The organism is Halomonas sp. AOP22-C1-8, assembly GCF_052378905.1.
Lineage (GTDB): Bacteria > Pseudomonadota > Gammaproteobacteria > Pseudomonadales > Halomonadaceae > Vreelandella > Vreelandella citrativorans.
Map to the genome: position 1 here is coordinate 23,010 of NZ_JBQSYD010000010.1, position 18,108 is coordinate 41,117.

At 55.1% G+C, this 18,108-nt stretch carries 15 protein-coding genes and 4 tRNA genes; 6 read left to right on the top strand and 13 right to left on the bottom strand.

Annotated elements, in window-relative coordinates; translation table 11 throughout:
* Window positions 1–7: 7 nt before the first annotated feature.
* The 13 genes from rpoB to ACT3TY_RS07390 all read right to left on the bottom strand — a co-directional run bounded on the left by rpoB (window position 8) and on the right by ACT3TY_RS07390 (window position 10,395).
* The gene (gene rpoB, locus ACT3TY_RS07330; protein WP_172117719.1) at window positions 8–4,084 is read right to left on the bottom strand and encodes a DNA-directed RNA polymerase subunit beta; all 4,077 of its coding nucleotides are present in this window, start codon (window positions 4,082–4,084) and stop codon (window positions 8–10) included.
* Window positions 4,085–4,341: 257 nt separating this feature from the next.
* Window positions 4,342–4,713: a 50S ribosomal protein L7/L12 gene (rplL, locus tag ACT3TY_RS07335; RefSeq protein WP_087108966.1), complete on the bottom strand. Its 372-nt coding sequence runs from the start codon at window positions 4,711–4,713 to the stop codon at window positions 4,342–4,344.
* 111 nt (window positions 4,714–4,824) lie between these two features.
* Window positions 4,825–5,328, bottom strand: coding sequence for a 50S ribosomal protein L10 (gene rplJ, locus ACT3TY_RS07340; protein ID WP_018917742.1), 504 nt, complete (start codon window positions 5,326–5,328; stop codon window positions 4,825–4,827).
* 301 nt (window positions 5,329–5,629) lie between these two features.
* Window positions 5,630–6,322 carry a 50S ribosomal protein L1 gene (gene rplA / locus ACT3TY_RS07345; protein WP_087108968.1) on the bottom strand — a complete coding sequence of 231 codons (693 nt, stop codon included), beginning with the start codon at window positions 6,320–6,322 and terminating at the stop codon, window positions 5,630–5,632.
* Window positions 6,323–6,324: 2 nt separating this feature from the next.
* Window positions 6,325–6,756 (bottom strand): 50S ribosomal protein L11, encoded by a 432-nt coding sequence (rplK, locus tag ACT3TY_RS07350; protein ID WP_018917744.1) that lies wholly within the window; start codon window positions 6,754–6,756, stop codon window positions 6,325–6,327.
* Between the two features lie 104 nt (window positions 6,757–6,860).
* Complete coding sequence (gene nusG, locus ACT3TY_RS07355; protein ID WP_087108970.1) at window positions 6,861–7,394, bottom strand: transcription termination/antitermination protein NusG; 534 nt, start codon at window positions 7,392–7,394, stop codon at window positions 6,861–6,863.
* An 8-nt stretch (window positions 7,395–7,402) separates the two neighbouring features.
* A complete protein-coding gene (gene secE, locus ACT3TY_RS07360) occupies window positions 7,403–7,786 on the bottom strand; it encodes a preprotein translocase subunit SecE (RefSeq protein ID WP_444627785.1) in 384 nt (127 codons plus the stop codon).
* 70 nt (window positions 7,787–7,856) lie between these two features.
* Window positions 7,857–7,932, bottom strand: a tRNA-Trp gene (locus ACT3TY_RS07365).
* Between the two features lie 173 nt (window positions 7,933–8,105).
* A tRNA-Thr gene (locus tag ACT3TY_RS07370) sits at window positions 8,106–8,180 on the bottom strand.
* A gap of 14 nt (window positions 8,181–8,194) precedes the next feature.
* A tRNA-Gly gene (locus ACT3TY_RS07375) sits at window positions 8,195–8,268 on the bottom strand.
* A 104-nt stretch (window positions 8,269–8,372) separates the two neighbouring features.
* Window positions 8,373–8,456, bottom strand: a tRNA-Tyr gene (locus ACT3TY_RS07380).
* A 119-nt stretch (window positions 8,457–8,575) separates the two neighbouring features.
* Entirely contained in the window at window positions 8,576–9,415 is an 840-nt protein-coding gene (locus ACT3TY_RS07385) for a type III pantothenate kinase (RefSeq protein WP_192527310.1), read from the bottom strand.
* Window positions 9,412–10,395, bottom strand: coding sequence for a biotin--[acetyl-CoA-carboxylase] ligase (locus ACT3TY_RS07390; RefSeq protein ID WP_444627787.1), 984 nt, complete (start codon window positions 10,393–10,395; stop codon window positions 9,412–9,414). Before ACT3TY_RS07390 ends, ACT3TY_RS07385 begins: the two co-directional genes overlap by 4 nt.
* A gap of 163 nt (window positions 10,396–10,558) precedes the next feature.
* Here ACT3TY_RS07390 and typA point away from each other — a divergent pair, with 163 nt between their 5' ends.
* From typA to ACT3TY_RS07420, 6 genes are all read left to right on the top strand, one after another.
* On the top strand, window positions 10,559–12,385 hold the full coding sequence (typA, locus tag ACT3TY_RS07395; protein WP_444627789.1) for a translational GTPase TypA: 1,827 nt from the start codon (window positions 10,559–10,561) through the stop codon (window positions 12,383–12,385).
* A 316-nt stretch (window positions 12,386–12,701) separates the two neighbouring features.
* A complete protein-coding gene (locus ACT3TY_RS07400; RefSeq protein ID WP_444627791.1) occupies window positions 12,702–14,135 on the top strand; it encodes a sodium-dependent transporter in 1,434 nt (477 codons plus the stop codon).
* Window positions 14,136–14,198: 63 nt separating this feature from the next.
* Window positions 14,199–14,969, top strand: coding sequence for an ABC transporter ATP-binding protein (locus ACT3TY_RS07405; protein ID WP_444627793.1), 771 nt, complete (start codon window positions 14,199–14,201; stop codon window positions 14,967–14,969).
* A gap of 62 nt (window positions 14,970–15,031) precedes the next feature.
* Entirely contained in the window at window positions 15,032–15,757 is a 726-nt protein-coding gene (locus tag ACT3TY_RS07410; RefSeq protein ID WP_444627795.1) for an ABC transporter ATP-binding protein, read from the top strand.
* A 14-nt stretch (window positions 15,758–15,771) separates the two neighbouring features.
* Window positions 15,772–16,776 (top strand): branched-chain amino acid ABC transporter permease, encoded by a 1,005-nt coding sequence (locus tag ACT3TY_RS07415; RefSeq protein ID WP_444627796.1) that lies wholly within the window; start codon window positions 15,772–15,774, stop codon window positions 16,774–16,776.
* On the top strand, window positions 16,776–18,101 hold the full coding sequence (locus tag ACT3TY_RS07420) for a branched-chain amino acid ABC transporter permease (RefSeq protein ID WP_444627797.1): 1,326 nt from the start codon (window positions 16,776–16,778) through the stop codon (window positions 18,099–18,101). The genes ACT3TY_RS07415 and ACT3TY_RS07420 overlap by 1 nt, the downstream gene beginning before the upstream one ends.
* Window positions 18,102–18,108 lie beyond the last annotated feature (7 nt).

Here is an 18,108-nt window from a genome sequence, read left to right on the forward strand (position 1 = left end):
ACGGCTCCTAGCTCTCTAACTCAATATCGATGCCCAGCGAGCGGATTTCCTTCACGAGTACATTGAAGGATTCCGGCATGCCTGCCTGCATGGTGTGGTCGCCATCCACGATGTTTTTGTACATCTTGGTGCGGCCTTCGACGTCGTCCGATTTGACGGTGAGCATCTCTTGCAGGGTGTAGGCCGCGCCATAGGCTTCCAGCGCCCACACTTCCATCTCACCAAAGCGCTGACCACCGAACTGTGCTTTACCACCCAAGGGCTGCTGGGTAACCAGCGAGTAAGAGCCGGTAGAACGAGCGTGCATCTTGTCGTCTACCAAGTGGTTCAGCTTCAGCATGTACATGTAGCCGACGGTGACCGGGCGATCAAACGCATCACCGGTACGGCCATCGTGCAGCACCATCTGGCCAGACTCAGGAATGTCAGCAAGCTTCAGCAAGTGTTTGATTTCGTGCTCTTCGGCACCATCAAATACCGGCGTGGCCATGGGGACACCGCCTTTCAGGTTTTTCGCCAGCGCGATAACTTCGTCATCACTGAGCGAATCCAGATCTTCAAGGCGCGCACCCGGCGTGTTGTATACCTGGCCAAGGAAGTCACGGATCTCGGCAACCTGCTGGCCGCGCGCATCACGTAGCATAGCGTCGATTTTGACACCCAAACCACGCGCTGCCATTCCCAGGTGAGTTTCAAGAATCTGACCCACGTTCATACGCGACGGTACACCCAAGGGGTTAAGTACCACATCGACCGGCTCGCCCTTCTCATCGAACGGCATGTCTTCGATCGGCATAATCGCGGAGATAACACCCTTGTTACCGTGACGACCTGCCATCTTGTCGCCTGGCTGGATACGGCGCTTGACCGCCATGTAAACCTTGACGATTTTGAGCACGCCAGGCGCCAGGTCATCGCCCTGAGTCAGCTTGCGTTTCTTGTCTTCAAAACGCTCGTCCATCTCTTTACGACGGTTTTCCAACTGCTCGTCGGCCTGTGCCAGAAGCTCGTTGTAAGCCTCATCCTGCATGCGCAGCTTGAACCACTGCTGACGCGGCAGCTCGTCGAGGTAAGCCTCGTCCAGCACGTCGCCTTTCTTGAGGTTCGGACCGCCGTTAACGGCTTGGCCATCCAGCGTACGCTGCAGACGCTCAAACGTTGCGTCTTCAGCAATACGGTAGGTTTCCTGCAGGTCCTTACGCACTTCATCCAGCTGCATTTGCTCGATGGAGAGCGCACGTGAATCTTTTTCAACGCCGTCGCGAGTGAACACCTGAACGTCGATAACCGTACCTTTCATGCCCGTAGGAGCACGCAGGGAGGTATCTTTTACGTCAGACGCTTTCTCACCGAAGATCGCACGCAGCAGCTTCTCTTCTGGCGTCAGCTGGGTTTCACCCTTCGGCGTTACCTTACCGACCAGAATGTCGCCCGGGCCAACTTCAGCACCGATGTACACGACGCCCGCCTCGTCCAATTTACCCAGCGCGGACTCACCGACGTTGGGAATATCAGAGGTGATCTCTTCCGGCCCCAGCTTGGTGTCGCGAGACACACAGGTCAGTTCCTGAATGTGGATCGTGGTGAAACGGTCTTCTTGAACGACCCGCTCAGAGAGCAGAATGGAGTCCTCGAAGTTGTAGCCGTTCCAGGGCATGAACGCGATGCGCATATTCTGACCCAGTGCCAGGTCACCCATGTCAACAGACGGGCCGTCGGCGAGAATATCGCCACGTGCAACGCTGTCGCCAGGACGCACAATGGGGCGCTGGTTCATACAGGTGTTCTGGTTCGAGCGGGTGTACTTGGTCAGATTGTAGATATCAACGCCGGCTTCACCACCGATGATCTCATCTTCGCTAACCCGTACTACCACACGACGCGCATCTACCGAGTCGATAACGCCGCCACGACGCGCCACGGCACATACGCCGGAGTCACGCGCAACGAAACGCTCCATGCCGGTACCTACCAGCGGCTTGTCAGCACGCAGAGTAGGAACGGCCTGACGCTGCATGTTCGCACCCATCAAGGCGCGGTTAGCATCATCGTGCTCCAGGAACGGAATCAGGGCAGCCGCCACCGACACGACCTGGCGAGGAGAAACGTCCATCAGCGTCACTTGCTCAGGACGCATAAAGGTGGTTTCACCACGGTGACGCACCTGAACCAGGTCGTCAGAAAGCTTATTGGACTCATCTACCGCTGCAGAAGCCTGAGCGATGATGTAGTCGCCCTCTTCAATAGCAGAGAGGTGCACAATATCGTCAGTTACCTGACCCGCATTCACCTTACGGTACGGCGTTTCGAGGAAGCCGTAGCTGTTGGTGTGGCTGTAGGTGGCCAGCGAGTTGATCAGACCGATGTTCGGTCCTTCAGGTGTTTCGATCGGGCATAAACGGCCGTAGTGCGTGGCGTGTACGTCACGTACTTCAAAGCCAGCGCGCTCACGGGTCAAACCACCCGGGCCGAGTGCAGACACACGACGCTTGTGGGTAACTTCCGAAAGTGGGTTGTTCTGGTCCATGAACTGGGACAGCTGGCTTGAACCGAAGAACTCTTTCACCGCCGCTGCAACTGGCTTGGCGTTGATCAAGTCCTGGGGCATCAGGCCTTCGCTTTCCGCCATGGAAAGACGCTCTTTTACCGCACGCTCAACGCGTACCAGGCCGACACGGAACTGGTTCTCGGCCATTTCGCCCACACAGCGAATACGACGGTTACCCAGGTGATCGATATCATCAACGTCACCAAAGCCGTTACGGATATTGATCAGCTCGCGCAGCACATCGAGGATGTCCTTGCGATCCAGTACGCCGGAACCCGTGTCGGATTCACGACGCAGGCGACGGTTGAACTTCATGCGGCCAACGCCCGACAGGTCGTAGCGGTCCTCAGAGAAGAACAGGTTGTTAAACAACGTCTCGGCAGACTCTTTTGTGGGCGGCTCGCCGGGACGCATCATGCGATAAATTTCAACGAGCGCTTCAAGTGCTGAGCCAGTCGTATCCAACTTTAAGGTGTCGGAAATGAACGAGCCGCAGTCGAGGTCATTGGTGTAAAGCGTTTCAATGCGCTTGATGCTGCCTTGCGCCATGCGCTCAAGCACTTCAGGCGTAATTTCGGTGTTGCACGGGCAGATCAGCTCACCGGTTTTGGTGTCAATCTGATCCTTGGCCAGCGTTTTACCGAACAGGTATTCCATCGGCACTTCCAGACGCTCAAGGCCGGCTTTTTCAAGCTGACGAATGTGCTTCTGAGTAATCCGACGACCTTCTTCAACAATAATGTCGCCGTTGCCATCCTTGATATCAAAGGTGGCGGTCTCGCCGCGCAGACGCGAGGGCACCAGCTCCACGGAGAAGCCAGACTTCTCGATGTGGAAAACGCTGGTTTCGAAGAACTCACCGAGGATTTCTTCAGTACTCATGCCTAGCGCACGCATCAGCACCGAGGCCGGCAGTTTGCGGCGACGGTCAATACGTACAAACACGTTGTCTTTGGGGTCGAACTCGAAGTCCAACCAGGAACCACGGTAAGGAATTACGCGAGCAGAGTAGAGCAACTTACCAGAAGAGTGGCTCTTGCCCTTGTCGTGATCGAAGAACACACCGGGCGAGCGGTGGAGCTGGGAAACGATAACCCGCTCAGTACCATTGATAACAAAGGTACCGTTCTCAGTCATCAGGGGGATTTCCCCCATGTAGACTTCTTGCTCTTTAATATCCTTGATTGCCTTGTTCGAGGAATCGCGATCATAAATGATCAAGCGAACCTTGACGCGCAGCGGGGCGGAATAGGTCACGCCACGCAGCTGACACTCCTTAACATCGAACGCCGGCGTACCAAAGCGATAGCTAACGTACTCAAGTGCCGCGTTGCCCGAGAAACTCTCGATCGGGAAAACGGACTTGAACGCCGCATGCAGGCCAACTTCGTGACGCTCGTCAGGCGAACGATCTTGCTGGAGAAAGTCGTAATAGGAATCAAGCTGGATGGCCAGCAAGTAAGGCACATCCATCACTTGGGGCAGTTTGCCGAAATCCTTGCGGATGCGTTTTTTCTCAGTATATGAGTAAGCCATCTGTATTCCCCAGCTTGTTCACCATGGGTGACCGATGCGTGGTCATCGCTGCCCTGCGCGGGCGTGTCAGACGCAGACAGCAAGCTCCTAAACCGGTAGCTCGCCGTCGAAAATCTTGATCGATAACAGTATTACAACAACGGTATTACTGTGTTTCTGCTGCAACCTAAACGTTGCAACAGAAAAAGGCCGGCAGCGGGAAAACCCGCCGCCAGCCGTGGAAGCTTACGCAGCGCGTAAAGCCGTCAGCACAAGAATTACTTGAGCTCGACGCTTGCGCCCGCTTCTTCCAGCTTCGCTTTTGCTGCTTCTGCGTCGTCTTTGGACATGGCTTCTTTGATCGTTGCCGGAGCGCCGTCAACAGCGCCTTTAGCTTCTTTCAGGCCAAGACCAGTGATTTCGCGAACGGCTTTGATGACGTTAACTTTCTTGTCACCAGCAGCGGTCAGAACCAGGTCAAACTCGGTTTGCTCTTCTGCAGCAGCTTCGCCGCCAGCAGCCGGGCCAGCCATAACAGCTGCAGCAGCTGATACGCCGAATTTCTCTTCCATTGCTTCGATCAGCTCAACAACTTCCATTACGGACATGTCGGCTACAGCATTGATGATATCGTCTTTAGACAGTGCCATTTTTCATTCCTAACTTTGCGGGAGCCTCGGTCGGCCGAGGACTCAGGATTCATTGCTCGGTTCAGGCAACGTAATCGGCATAGCGTTCACGCCGCCTGCAAAAAGGTCTGCTTACGCAGCTTCTTCTTGCTTCTGATCGCGCAGAGCGGCCAGGGTACGAACCAGCTTGCCAGCGGAGGCTTCTTTCATTACCGACATCAACTTGGCAATTGCTTCGTTGTAAGTCGGTAGGGTTGCCAGACGGTCGATGTCAGCAGCCGGGATCAGTTCGCCTTCGTAGGCCAACGCCTTCACTTCGAAGTTCTGCTCAGTTTTAGCGAACTCTTTGAACAAACGAGCGGCAGCGCCCGGATGATCGGTAGAGAAAGCCAACAGAGTCGGACCAACAAAGCTCTCGTTCAGACACTCCCACTGAGTGCCCTCGAGGGCGCGGCGAGCCAGCGTGTTACGAACAACACGAAGCTCTACACCATTCTCACGTGCCTGCTTGCGCAGATCGGTCATTTTACCGACCGTTACACCGCGAGAATCGGCAACTACGACGGAGAGTGCGCCCTTGGCCGCTTCACTGACCTCGGCAACAATCGCTTTCTTGCCTTCAAGTGCTAGTGGCACAGTGATCACTCCTTCGTGCCGGAGCCTTTTTAAGGCGCCGGAGGTTACCATCTCTTCCAGGCCTACTCTAACCAGCACTGGAAGCCTTAGGGGATGGTGCTCACCAGAAAGCAATGTCGCTAAAAAGCTTCAACCAACTGGCGGCCACACCATCTGCGCAGGCGCTTTAGGCAATTAAGCCGCGTGAGATAAAAACATCCAGCGCGGCACCTGCGGTCTTTGACGGTGCTCCAGTAGGCTTACCTAACTAGAGGACCGCAAAGTTCTTGCTCGGTTCTTACTTAAACCTGTCGACGTCTGCTTATACAAACTCAGAGTGGTCGATAGTCAGACCTGGGCCCATGGTAGTGGACAGGGTGACTTTCTTAAAGTAAATACCTTTAGAGGAACTCGGCTTGAGCCTCTTAAGGTCAGCAACCAGCGCTTCCAGGTTGCCTTGAACAGACGCAGCATCAAACGTCACTTTACCCAGCGTCGTGTGGATAATACCGTTTTTGTCAGTACGGAAACGTACCTGACCGGCTTTGGCGTTCTTAACTGCGGTTGCAACGTCAGGCGTTACGGTGCCAACTTTCGGGTTCGGCATCAGGCCGCGCGGACCAAGAATCTGGCCCAGCTGACCAACAACACGCATAGCGTCCGGAGAAGCGATAACGACGTCAAAATCCATCACGCCTTTCTTCACTTGCTCAGCCAGCTCATCCATACCCACGATGTCAGCGCCTGCTTCTTTAGCAGCATCGGCGTTAGCACCTTGAGTGAAGACCGCTACGCGTACGTCTTTACCAGTACCGTTAGGCATGACGGTTGCGCCACGAACAACCTGGTCAGATTTACGCGGATCAACACCCAGGTTGATCGCGACATCAACAGACTCATTGAACTTAACAGTAGACAGCTCAGAAAGCAGTGCAACCGCTTCTTCCAGAGAGTACGCCTTGTTGGCATCTACTTTCTCGCGAATTACCTTCGCGCGCTTAGACAGTTTAGCCATGATCAGAGACCCTCCACGTTAAGGCCCATGCTACGAGCGCTGCCTGCAATAGTACGTACGGCGGCATCGAGATCAGAAGCCGTCAGATCCGGCTCTTTAGTCTTGGCGATCTCTTCAAGCTGCTCGCGAGTCACGGTGCCGACCTTCTTCTTGTTCGGCTCACCAGAACCCGACTTGATACCAGCGGCTTTTTTCAGCAGCACGGCAGCAGGCGGTGTTTTGGTAACGAACGTGAAGCTACGGTCAGAGTAGACAGTGATCACGACAGGCGTCGGCAGACCCGGCTCAATCTCTTGAGTCGCTGCGTTAAACGCCTTACAAAATTCCATGATGTTCACACCGTGCTGACCCAGTGCTGGGCCTACGGGCGGACTTGGATTGGCTTTACCTGCAGCTACCTGCAGTTTGATATAAGCCTGGACTTTCTTGGCCATGGTAAATACTCCAATTGGGTAATAGCGCCTTGCGGCTCCCCGGGACTAGCGAGACAGCCAACGGCTGCCTCTTACGAATTTACGACGTTTTCTTAACCTGCGCCCTACTCTTTCTCGACCTGAGAAAACTCAAGTTCGACAGGCGTGGCACGCCCAAAGATCAATACACTGACCTGCAAACGGCTCTTGTCGTAGTTGACTTCCTCAACCACACCGTTGAAGTCGGCGAAAGGACCATCGACAACACGCACCGACTGACCCGGCTCAAACATTGTCTTGGGCCGTGGCTTATCAGTTCCGTCTTTAACGCGACGCAAAATAGCGTCCGCTTCACGGGTTGTGATCGCAGCCGGTTTCTCTTTCGTTCCGCCAATGAAACCCATTACACGCGGGGTTTCATTAACGAGATGCCATGTTTCGTCGGCCATTTCCATCTCGACCAGTACGTAGCCGGGATAGAATTTACGCTCGCTCTTGCGGCGCTTACCGTCGCGCATCTCAACGACTTCTTCCGTCGGCACCAGAATCTCGCCAAAACGATCTTCCATACCGTGCATTTTTACGCGCTCAATCAGTGAGCGCATAACATGCTTCTCAAAACCGGAATAGGCGTGGACGACGTACCAACGTTTGGACATGAAAACTCCTAACCAATGACGCCGGACATTGCCCAGCCAAGAAGAGTGTCAATCAACCACAGCATCAACCCCACCACGAGAACCGCCACCAGAACAATCGCAGTGGTTTGAATAGTCTCGGGACGGGTCGGCCATACAACGCGCTGAATCTCTTTCTTGGCGCTTACGGCAAGCTCTGTTAAGTCGCGACCTTTAGTAGTGGTAAGTGCGATAAAACCTGCAAGCACACACAACACCACCACGCCCAATACGCGGTAGAGCAAGCCAATATCGGCGAAATAGGTATTACCAACGACAGCAACGACAAGCAGCGCTGTAACCACCGCCCACTTGAGCCCGTCATGGCGTGCCTGCTGCACCTCGTTACCGTGCTTTACAGAACCAGGCTTCATAAAACGAGACTCCTTGGGGTGCGGCTACAATAAAGGAATTCTGAAAAAAACATGCCAACCTGGGGAAGGTTGGCAGGCCAGGAGGGACTCGAACCCCCAACCTGCGGTTTTGGAGACCGCTGCTCTGCCAATTGAGCCACTGGCCTATCATCGCTGCACAGGCAAATAAAAAGCCTACACAACAGCGGGCGCCATGATAGCGGAGAAACAACCACCTGACAACCCCACCCTGCATCGAACGCTCAAAATATGCAGCGCTCTACGACAGAGACGAACTCAGAAACAAAAAAAGCGAGCTTCGCTCGCTTTTCTCGAAATATGGAGCTCATGGACGGAATTGAACCGTCGACCTCACCCTTACCAAGGGTGTGCTCTACCCCTGAGCTACATGAGCCAAATCACATCAACTGGAGCGGGCGGCGGGAATCGAACCCGCACCATCAGCTTGGAAGGCTGAGGTTCTACCGTTGAACTACGCCCGCGTAACCGCTGCCAGGATTACAAGCCGCTGCACGCCGAACGATAGACAATGCCCACTACCGGCTTTCATCCTACAACACCGACAAACGCCGCTGCTGCTTAAATCTGGTGGAGAGAGAAGGATTCGAACCTTCGAAGCTTACGCGGCAGATTTACAGTCTGCTCCCTTTGGCCACTCGGGAATCTCTCCAGCGTTGGCGGCACATTATGCCAGCCTCCAAAACACTGTCAAGCTAGATATTTACTTAATTTATCGTAGCTTGCGATGCTAGCGCATCTGCTAGCTGCCTTGGAACGCGCTGCATTCTGTCAAAGCAGCATAGAGAATGCAAGCCCTGCGCGAATTTTTTCTAACGATACAGGCTCAGGCACACGCGGCGCACCGGACATCTTTCCTGCTCGCTCAGTGAAGGTAAGCGGAAAACTGGCCTCAAGCCCCCCATACACCATATCAGGCCATACCGCGTGAGGCACCTGTACGCCTCGAGAAACCACGCGTGCATCGCCACCTGTCAGCAGCACGGGTAGCGTAATGCCCTGCTGATCGCACACTTCGCTATAAATACGGTTAATCGCGCTAACAGCCGCCATGTAAATCCCGTGATTAACCGCATCGACGGTGCGACGCCCAGGCTCCAGCAATGCGTCCGCCTCGCTTTCAGGATCAATCGCGACATTGCGGGTACCCAGCTTTAAGCTCTCTTTCATTAGCCGCAGCCCTGGGATAATAAAGCCCCCCAGATGCACACCGCCAGGCAGCACAAAATCAATAGTAATTGCACTACCACAGTCGACCGCACAGCAGCCTCCGGCCAATTGATATCCGGCAAGCGCTCCCATCCATCGATCGACCCCCAAACGAGAGGGCTCCTCATAGCCGTTAACAACGCCCAACGCTTCAGGTGTTGAGTGCGCCACATAGACATGGCGCACCTTGTGGCGCAGCAGCGTAACCGTCTCCTCCAATACAGCGGCCCGGGCAACACTTGAAATACGTACGGCCTCAACTACATCAAGGTCTGGAATGTCCGCCCCCGGGCGCCACTCTTCGCGCGTCCAGACAGCACCGCGCGAGCGTATCTCACTACTTTCGGCATCCTTGAGCCGCCATTTCGACAAGGTATTACCGATATCCAAATCCAGAATCATAAGCGCCTGCGTACGCTGATCTCACCGCCTGCCAAGCGCCGCGAGTGCCCGTTTTCAGTAACCCATAAGTTACCGCTGTTATCGACGTCGCCTGCGATCGCATCGCTGACGCGCTCCCCTTGAATGATGCGCACCGGCGCGCCTGCATACGCATGGCGCGCATTCCACGCATCGCGCCATGCGGCAAAACCGACGTGTTCAAAATCTGCCAGCATACTCAGAAGCCCCGCCACAACATCTGACGCCAACTGATTTCGCGTATGCCCAGCATGCACATCAAACAGCGCGGCTACCGGCTGGTCAATGGCGGCGCGCTGAGACTCGGTTAACGACAGGTTCATGCCCATGCCAATCACGACCTCACAAGGCCCCGCCGCATCGCCCGTCACCTCAATCAATATACCTGCCAGCTTGCTCAGCTCATCGCCTGCATCCACCATCAGAATATCATTGGGCCATTTTAGCTTAGGCGCAGCACCCAACTGCTCAAGCACCTGAGACACAACCACGCCTACCGCAAGGCTTAACCCTTCAAGCGAGGCTACCCCCGCATCAAAGCGCCAGCCTAACGAGAGCATCAGACTTTGCCCCCACGGGGTCGTCCATACTCGCCCACGGCGACCACGACCGGCGGTTTGGAGTTCAACAAGGCACACTTCGCCATGCCCCGCACCCTGATTAAATCGCTGGCGCAGATACTCGTTGCTTGAAGGCAACTGGTCTTCGACAAATAATCGCGTCAACAAATGGCGTGCCTGAGCAGGTAAGTGCTCAACAATCCTGGCGCCCTCCAATGGCTCAAGGCGATGGGCTAGTCGATAGCCTCTCCCCTTGACCGCCACCAATTCCACGCCCAAGGCCTCCAATTTTTTTAGCTGTTTCCATACAGCAGCCCGCGAAACGCCCAGCGTTTCGCCTAATTGTTCACCAGAGTGAACATTGCCATCGCTCAACAAACGCACCAGGTTACCGATGGTCATGTGCTTGCCCCAACTGGGAAAACGCCTATCTTAACGGATGCACGTAGGAGGCGAAAACTGCCGCGTTTGGGTTATTGACTTGGTGCTTTATTTGAGACAAGGCTGGTAGTCGACCATGCCGAGACCCTATAATGCCGCCCTATTTTCCTAGCAGGATCGCGTCGTGATCGAGAATCTTCGTAACATTGCCATCATCGCCCACGTTGACCACGGCAAAACTACCTTGGTAGACAAGCTGTTAAGTCAATCGGGCACACTAGACCGCAAGGCCGAAGGCCAAGAGCGGGTTATGGACTCCAATGACCAGGAGAAAGAGCGCGGCATTACGATCCTGGCCAAAAACACGGCCATTCAGTGGCAAGATGGCAATGGTACGGACTACCACATCAATATCGTTGACACTCCAGGGCACGCTGACTTCGGTGGTGAAGTAGAGCGCGTTATGTCCATGGTGGATTCAGTGCTACTGCTGGTTGACGCGGTTGATGGCCCAATGCCGCAAACCCGCTTTGTGACTCAAAAAGCGTTCTCTCAAGGCCTCCAGCCGATCGTCGTGGTGAACAAGATTGACCGCCCTGGCGCACGCCCTGACTGGGTTATCGACCAGATTTTCGATCTGTTTGACAACTTGGGTGCCACCGACGAGCAGCTCGACTTCCCAATCATCTACTGCTCAGCACTCAACGGCATTGCCGGCATGGAGCCTGACGCACTTGCCGAGAACATGGACCCCATGTTCCAGGCGATTGTAGATATCGTTAAGCCGCCGCAAGTTGAAGTCGACGGTCCCTTCCAGATGCAGATTTCCGCACTGGATTACAACAGCTACGTGGGTGTTATCGGTCTTGGCCGCATCAAGCGCGGCAGTGTCAAGCCGGGCCAACAGATCACCGTCATCACCAAGGAAGGCGCTACCCGTAAAGGTAAAGTCGGCCAGGTCATGACGCACATGGGTCTGGAGCGTGTACAAACGACCGAAGCGACCGCAGGTGACATCGTTTGTATCACCGGCATCGAAGATCTGGCGATTTCCGATACGCTGTGCGACAACAGTGCCGTTGAAGCCCTGCCGCCGCTTTCCGTTGATGAGCCAACCGTGTCCATGACCTTCCAGGTCAATGACTCGCCGTTCGCCGGTAAAGAAGGCAAGTACGTCACCAGCCGTAATATCAAGGATCGTCTTGATCAAGAGCTGATTCACAACGTGGCACTGCGCGTTGAACAGGGCGACACCCCTGAAAAATTCAAGGTTTCCGGGCGCGGCGAGCTTCACTTGTCGGTACTGATCGAAACCATGCGTCGTGAAGGCTTTGAGCTGGCCGTTGGCCGCCCCGAAGTTATCATCAAAGAGATCGACGGCATTAAGCAGGAGCCCTACGAAGAAGTCATCATTGACTGTGAAGAGCAGCACCAGGGCTCGATCATGGAAGAGCTTGGCTATCGTAAGGGTGAACTGACTAACATGAATCCGGATGGTAAAGGCCGTGTTCGCTTGGACTTCATCATTCCTGCACGTGGTTTGATCGGTTTCCGTGGTCAGTTCTTGACCCTGACATCCGGCACCGGCATCTTGACCAGCCGCTTTGACCACTACGGTCCGCTGAAGCCCGATGCGTCTATTGAGCGTCGTAACGGCGTTCTGGTCTCCATGGTAGGCGGTAAAGCGCTGGCCTATGCCCTTTACGCGCTGCAAGAGCGTGGCAAGCTGATCATCGATCACGCTACCGAAGTCTACGAAGGCATGCTGATCGGTATTAACAACCGTGCCAACGACATGGTAGTTAACCCGACCAAGGGTAAAAAGCTCGATAACATGCGCTCCACCGGTAACGATGAAAACATCGTACTGACGCCGCCGATCAAGTTCACGCTGGAACAGGCCATTGAATTCCTGGATTCCGATGAGCTGGTGGAAGTCACGCCGACGCACATCCGCCTGCGTAAGAAGCACCTGACAGAGAACGAGCGTAAGCGCGCTGGCAAGAAATAAGTCAGCTGAGCAAACGCTCAACAAGCTCTAAAGCAAGACCGAAAGCCCGCCACCGTGCGGGCTTCCTTGTATCTGGGGCGCTCTTTGCAAACGTTTGCGCCATTCATTGCCCCGCGGCTACCTCCGCTACTCTTTTTTAAAGCCCCGCCAAGTGCACCAATAAACGCAGCCTAAACGCCAAGGCGCTGGAAAGCGCACGCATTCTACCGCACAGTAGCTTACAACTGGCGACGCCAAAGCTTTCTGCCAAACTGCAATACATACAGGCATTTGGATACCGATCTTTGCCTATCACTTGCACAGGAACACTCTGTACATGAGTGGACACAACGTCTGGACGCACAAGGGTACTTTTTTACTGGCGGCGGTAGGCTCCGCCGTGGGCTTGGGCAATCTTTGGCGTTTCCCGTATTTAACCGGTGAAAACGGTGGCGGGGCGTTTATCCTGGTGTATGCCGCCACCATTTTGGCCGTCGGCACTCCTATCCTGATCGCCGAGACCATGCTGGGCCGCACCAGCCGTCAGAGCCCTATTATGGGCATGCGGCACTTAACCAAAACGCACAAAGCCTCGCGCGCCTGGGAGTTAATCGGCTGGCTGGGCGCGGCTTCGGCTTTTTTGATTTTAAGCTTTTACTCGGTCATCGCTGGCTGGGCACTGCACTACACCGGGCTGATGCTGACCGGCTCGCTTGTGGGTGCCGACGCGCAAACGATGGCGGCGAGTTTTGACGCACTGCTGGCGTCCCCTTCCCTTATGACGCTGTATCACACGCTGTTCATTGCGGCGTCTGCACTCATCGTCAGCATGGGCGTTCACCGAGGAATTGAGACGGGCCTGCGCATTATGATGCCTGCGCTGTTCATTATTCTGACGGTAGTGCTTGCTTACAGCGTGATGAATGGCGATATACATGCGGCGGCGCGCTTTCTGTTGACCTTTAACATCGCGGACCTGAGCCTTGAGGGCTGGCTACAGGCCGTGGGGCAGTCCTTCTTTACGCTAAGCCTGGGGATGGGCGCTATTATGGCCTACGGCGCCTATATGCCCGGCGATGCCTCTCTTACGCGCACCGCCATTGGCGTGGCCGTAGTGGATACGGCGATTGCCATGGTGGCAGGGCTGGCGATTTTCGCGCTGGTATTTGGGGCAGGGCTTGAAACCGGCCAGGGCCCAGGACTGATGTTTGTGACATTGCCACTTGCCTTCGCTGAAATGCCGCTGGGGGCGCTAATCGGCGGCGTCTTCTTTATTTTAGTGCTGGGGGCTGCGATTAGTTCCTCCATCTCGCTTATCGAGCCCGTGGCCGCTTTTCTGGTCGAGCGCTTCAACCTTACCCGGCCCCAGGCAGTCATCATCGTGGTGGTGGCGGCTTGGGCAATGGGACTGCTCACCGTCGCAAGCTTTAACATCGGCGCAGAAGACAGCCTTTTCCACCATCTATTTGGCCGCAGCGCCTTTGATGTTATCGAACTATTGACCAATATCTTTATGCCGCTGGGTGGCCTGATGATTGCGCTATTCGCAGGCTGGGTGCTCACTCAAAGCGAAGTGATGAAAGAGCTGGATACTACCCATGGCTGGTTTATTAGCTGGCGGTTTCTAGTGCGTTTTGTTGCCCCTACCGCGGTCGCGTTTGTCTTTTTACGCACTATTCCTCAGGTTGAGGGCTATATGATTCCTGCGCTTGGCGCCCTGCTACTGGTCGGCCTCTTTGCGCTTAGCCAACGACGCCAAAAACCGCGCTGATCAGCGCCCTACAATAACAATACAGACGACCCAATGGTCGCCTACATCACGAGGGCACTATGTATGCATCCTCTTATTGAAGTACAGCAGGTGAACAAGGCGTTTGGTGGATTACAGGTGATTAACAACTGCTCCATTCGCGTCGAGAAAGGCTCAATTACCGGCATGGTCGGCCCTAATGGGGCAGGTAAATCGACCCTGTTTAATCTGATCGCTGGTTCCCTGACGCCGGATAGCGGCCATGTATTTCTCGACGGTGACGATATTACCGCGCTCAGCGCCAACCAACGCTTCCACAAGGGGCTTTTACGCACCTTCCAGATTGCCCATGAATTTAGCCAAATGAGTGCGCTGGAAAACCTGATGATGGTGCCGCCTCATCAGGCGGGAGAAAGCTTATTCAACACGTGGTTTAAACCGGCACGGGTGCGTGAAGAAGAAGCGGCGGTCCGAAAACGTGCGCTTGAGGTCATCGAGTTTGTCGGCCTGCACCATGTCCGCAATGAGCTGGCGGGCAACCTGTCTGGCGGGCAAAAAAAGCTGTTAGAGCTTGGCCGCACCATGATGACGGATGCCAAGGTCGTGCTGCTTGATGAAATTGCCGCAGGCGTTAACCGCACCCTGCTGGGCGACTTGATCAGCAATATTGAGCGTTTGAATCGCGAGTTGGGTTACACCTTTTTAGTGATCGAACACGACATGGACATGATTGCCCGGCTATGCGACCCAGTGATTGTGCTGGCACAGGGGAGCGTGATGGTCGAGGGGCATATTCAGGATATTCAAAATAACCCTGCGGTGATTGAAGCATATTTTGGCACCGACGCTGCCTGATCAAATGCTCCGTATAAACAACAACAAGCCGCTTAAAAGCGATGCAGCGAGACACTTTTATCATGTCATTAACAACATCAACGACGCCACTGCTAGAGGCACGCAATGTGCACGGTGGTTATGGCGCCATGAACATTCTTAACGGGGTGGACATGTCGCTTTATGCGCATGAAGTAGGCGTTATAGTCGGACCCAACGGCGCCGGCAAGTCGACCATGCTCAAAGCCATATTTGGACTGTTAAACGTTAATCAGGGCGACATTTTGCTTAACGGTGAGCTCATTCATAACCTGGCCTCCAATAAACTTGTTGAGCGCGGAATGGGCTTTGTTCCTCAGGAGAAAAACGTTTTCCCAAGCCTTACCGTTAAGGAAAACCTGGAGATGGGCGCCTATCTCAAGCCCCACAACGTCAAGCGCATGCTGGAGCAGGTATACGCGTTTTTCCCGCCATTGGTAGAGAAGCGCCATCAGGCCGCCGGTGAACTGTCAGGCGGCCAGCGTCAGATGGTTGCCATGGGCCGTGCCCTGATGGCAGAGCCAAGCCTGCTGCTACTTGATGAGCCCACGGCCGGGCTTTCGCCCCTCTACATGAACGAGATTTTCGACCGGGTTAAGCAGATCAATGCGGCAGGCGTAGGCATTTTAATGGTCGAGCAGAACGCCAGGCAGGCGCTTGCCATTGCCGACAAGGGCTTTGTCCTGGCAGCAGGCCAAAACCGCTTTACTGAAACCGGGGCAGCCCTGCTTGCCGACCCAGACGTGGCCAAGAGCTTTTTGGGCGGCTAGCCCGAGGGAATACGATGAACGAACTGATCTTTTTTATTAATAACGTGGTGATCGCAGGTAGTGTTACCGGCTCGATTTACGCGATTGGTGCGATTGGCGTAACGCTGATTTTTAGCATCATGCGCTTTGCCCACTTCGCGCATGCCGACATGATGACCTTTGGTGCCTTTATGGTGCTTTTGCTGACCACGCTATTTCCTGCCGCAGGCGCCAGCATGGGCATCCCTAGCGCACTTTTGATGCTACCTGTTGCCATGCTGCTGACGGCGCTACTGGCGGTAGGCATCGATAAGGTATTTTACAAGCCACTGCGCGCGCATGGCGTTAAACCCATCGTGCTGGTCATTGGCTCTCTTGGCGTCACGCTGATGCTTCAGGGGCTTATTCGCCTGTTTGCGGGCACCGGCGGCCAGAGTTTGTACGTGGATGATCGCAAGGAAATTTTCCGCATCGCCGTGCCGTTTGAAGGGGTACGCGCGCCGATTGTGATCACCGATCCGCAAATCTACCTGTTTGTCATTACCCTGGTGGCCGTCGTTGCCCTGCATCTGTTTTTAAACCGTTCACGGCTGGGTAAAGCGATGCGCGCAATGTCGGATAATCCGGAGCTTGCCCAGGCCTCGGGTATCAATACCAATACGATTGTGGCCGTCACGTGGGTCATTGCAGGCAACCTGGCGGCGATTGCCGGCACGCTGCTTGCCCTGGATGTGACGTTCAAGCCCGATTTAAGCTTTTTCCTGCTGCTGCCTATCTTCGCCGCCGCCATTGTCGGTGGGGTCGGCCACCCTTACGGGGCGATTGCCGGCGGGTTTGTGGTCGGCTTTGCTGAAACCCTGGCCGTGTTTAACTGGAACATGCTGCTGCGCCCCTTCCAGGACAGCTTCCCTGCCTGGCTGGAACTTCCCTCTAACCTGGCGTTTGTGGGTACCGAGTACAAAATTGTGGTGCCGTTTTTCATTCTGGTGGCCATTCTGGTGTGGCGTCCTACCGGCCTCTTTAAAGGCAAGGTGATCTAATGCGCGATTCAAGCAACACCCGCAACCCCGCTTATACACCTAAAGACGCGACACCTGAGCGGCGCTTTCCTGTCCGCGAAGTAGTGCTGTGTGGCACACTCCTCATCGCCATTTTGGCGGTTTATGGCTTAATGGGCGCCGCCTACAGTACGCGCATGCTGGTTGAGGCGGCCTGTTACGCCATTCTTGCCTTGGGCCTGACCATTCAGTGGGGCTATGCCGGGCAATTCAATGCCGGGGTGATGGGCTTTGTGGCGCTGGGCGGTTTCTGCGCCATGCTGTTTAGCGTGCCCGTCAACGATGCCTTTTGGGGCACCGAACTGCCAGGCGAGCTGGGCCGTGTGCTGCTCTATGGCCTGGCAGCCACACTGGTGGTGGTAGGTGCCACCCAGCTTGACCGGCTGGGCGTTCCCAAAAAGCTGCGTACCCTGATGGCTGTTGTGCTCGCGGTCGTGCTGTATCTGGTGGTGATTAGCCTGCTGCGTGATGTGACCAGCCAAATTCAAGCGCAGGCCGGGTTTGTGGGCGGTTTTGGCCTGCCTGCCTGGACCGGCTGGATTATGGGTGGCGCCTTGGCAGGCGGCGTAGGCTACCTGATTGGGCATGTCTGCTTAGGCCTGCGCAGCGACTACCTGGCGATTGCCACGCTGGGCATTGCGGAAATTATTAAAGCGTTTTTGAAAAACTCCGACTGGCTGACACGCGGCACCGCCACGGTATCACCGCTCCCCTGGCCAACGCCCGGGCCGGCGGAGCTTGGCTTTACGCTCTCAAGGGCGTTGTACCTGTCGATCACGGCCATGGTGATTGCGGTGATTTTCTTTCTACTTCACCGGGCCTATCACGCGCCCTGGGGGCGCATGATTCGAGCGATACGCGATAACGAAGTCTCGGCGGCCGCCATGGGCAAGGACATCAACAAGCGCCGCCTGGAGATTTTTGTACTGGGATGCATTTTGATGGGTCTTGGTGGTGGCATACTGGGGACATTTAACAGCCTGTTTGACCCTCAAGGCTATCTGCCGCTTAACCACACATTTTTGGTGTTGGTGATGGTGATATTGGGCGGGCCGGGTAATAACCTGGGCACTATTTTCGGGGCCGTCGCGGTGTATATTATCTGGATTATGTCGGAGCCGTTGGCGCTCTTTTTGATGCAGTTGATCGTCAGCGTAGGTGAAAGCACGTTTGGCTGGGATGCACCGAACAATATGGATAGCCGCGCTCTGCAGGCACGGGTGTTGGTAATCGGCATGTTGATAACCCTGGTGCTGCGCTTTGCGCCTAAAGGGTTGCTGCCCGAAAAAATCACCCATCACGGTTGATGGCAAA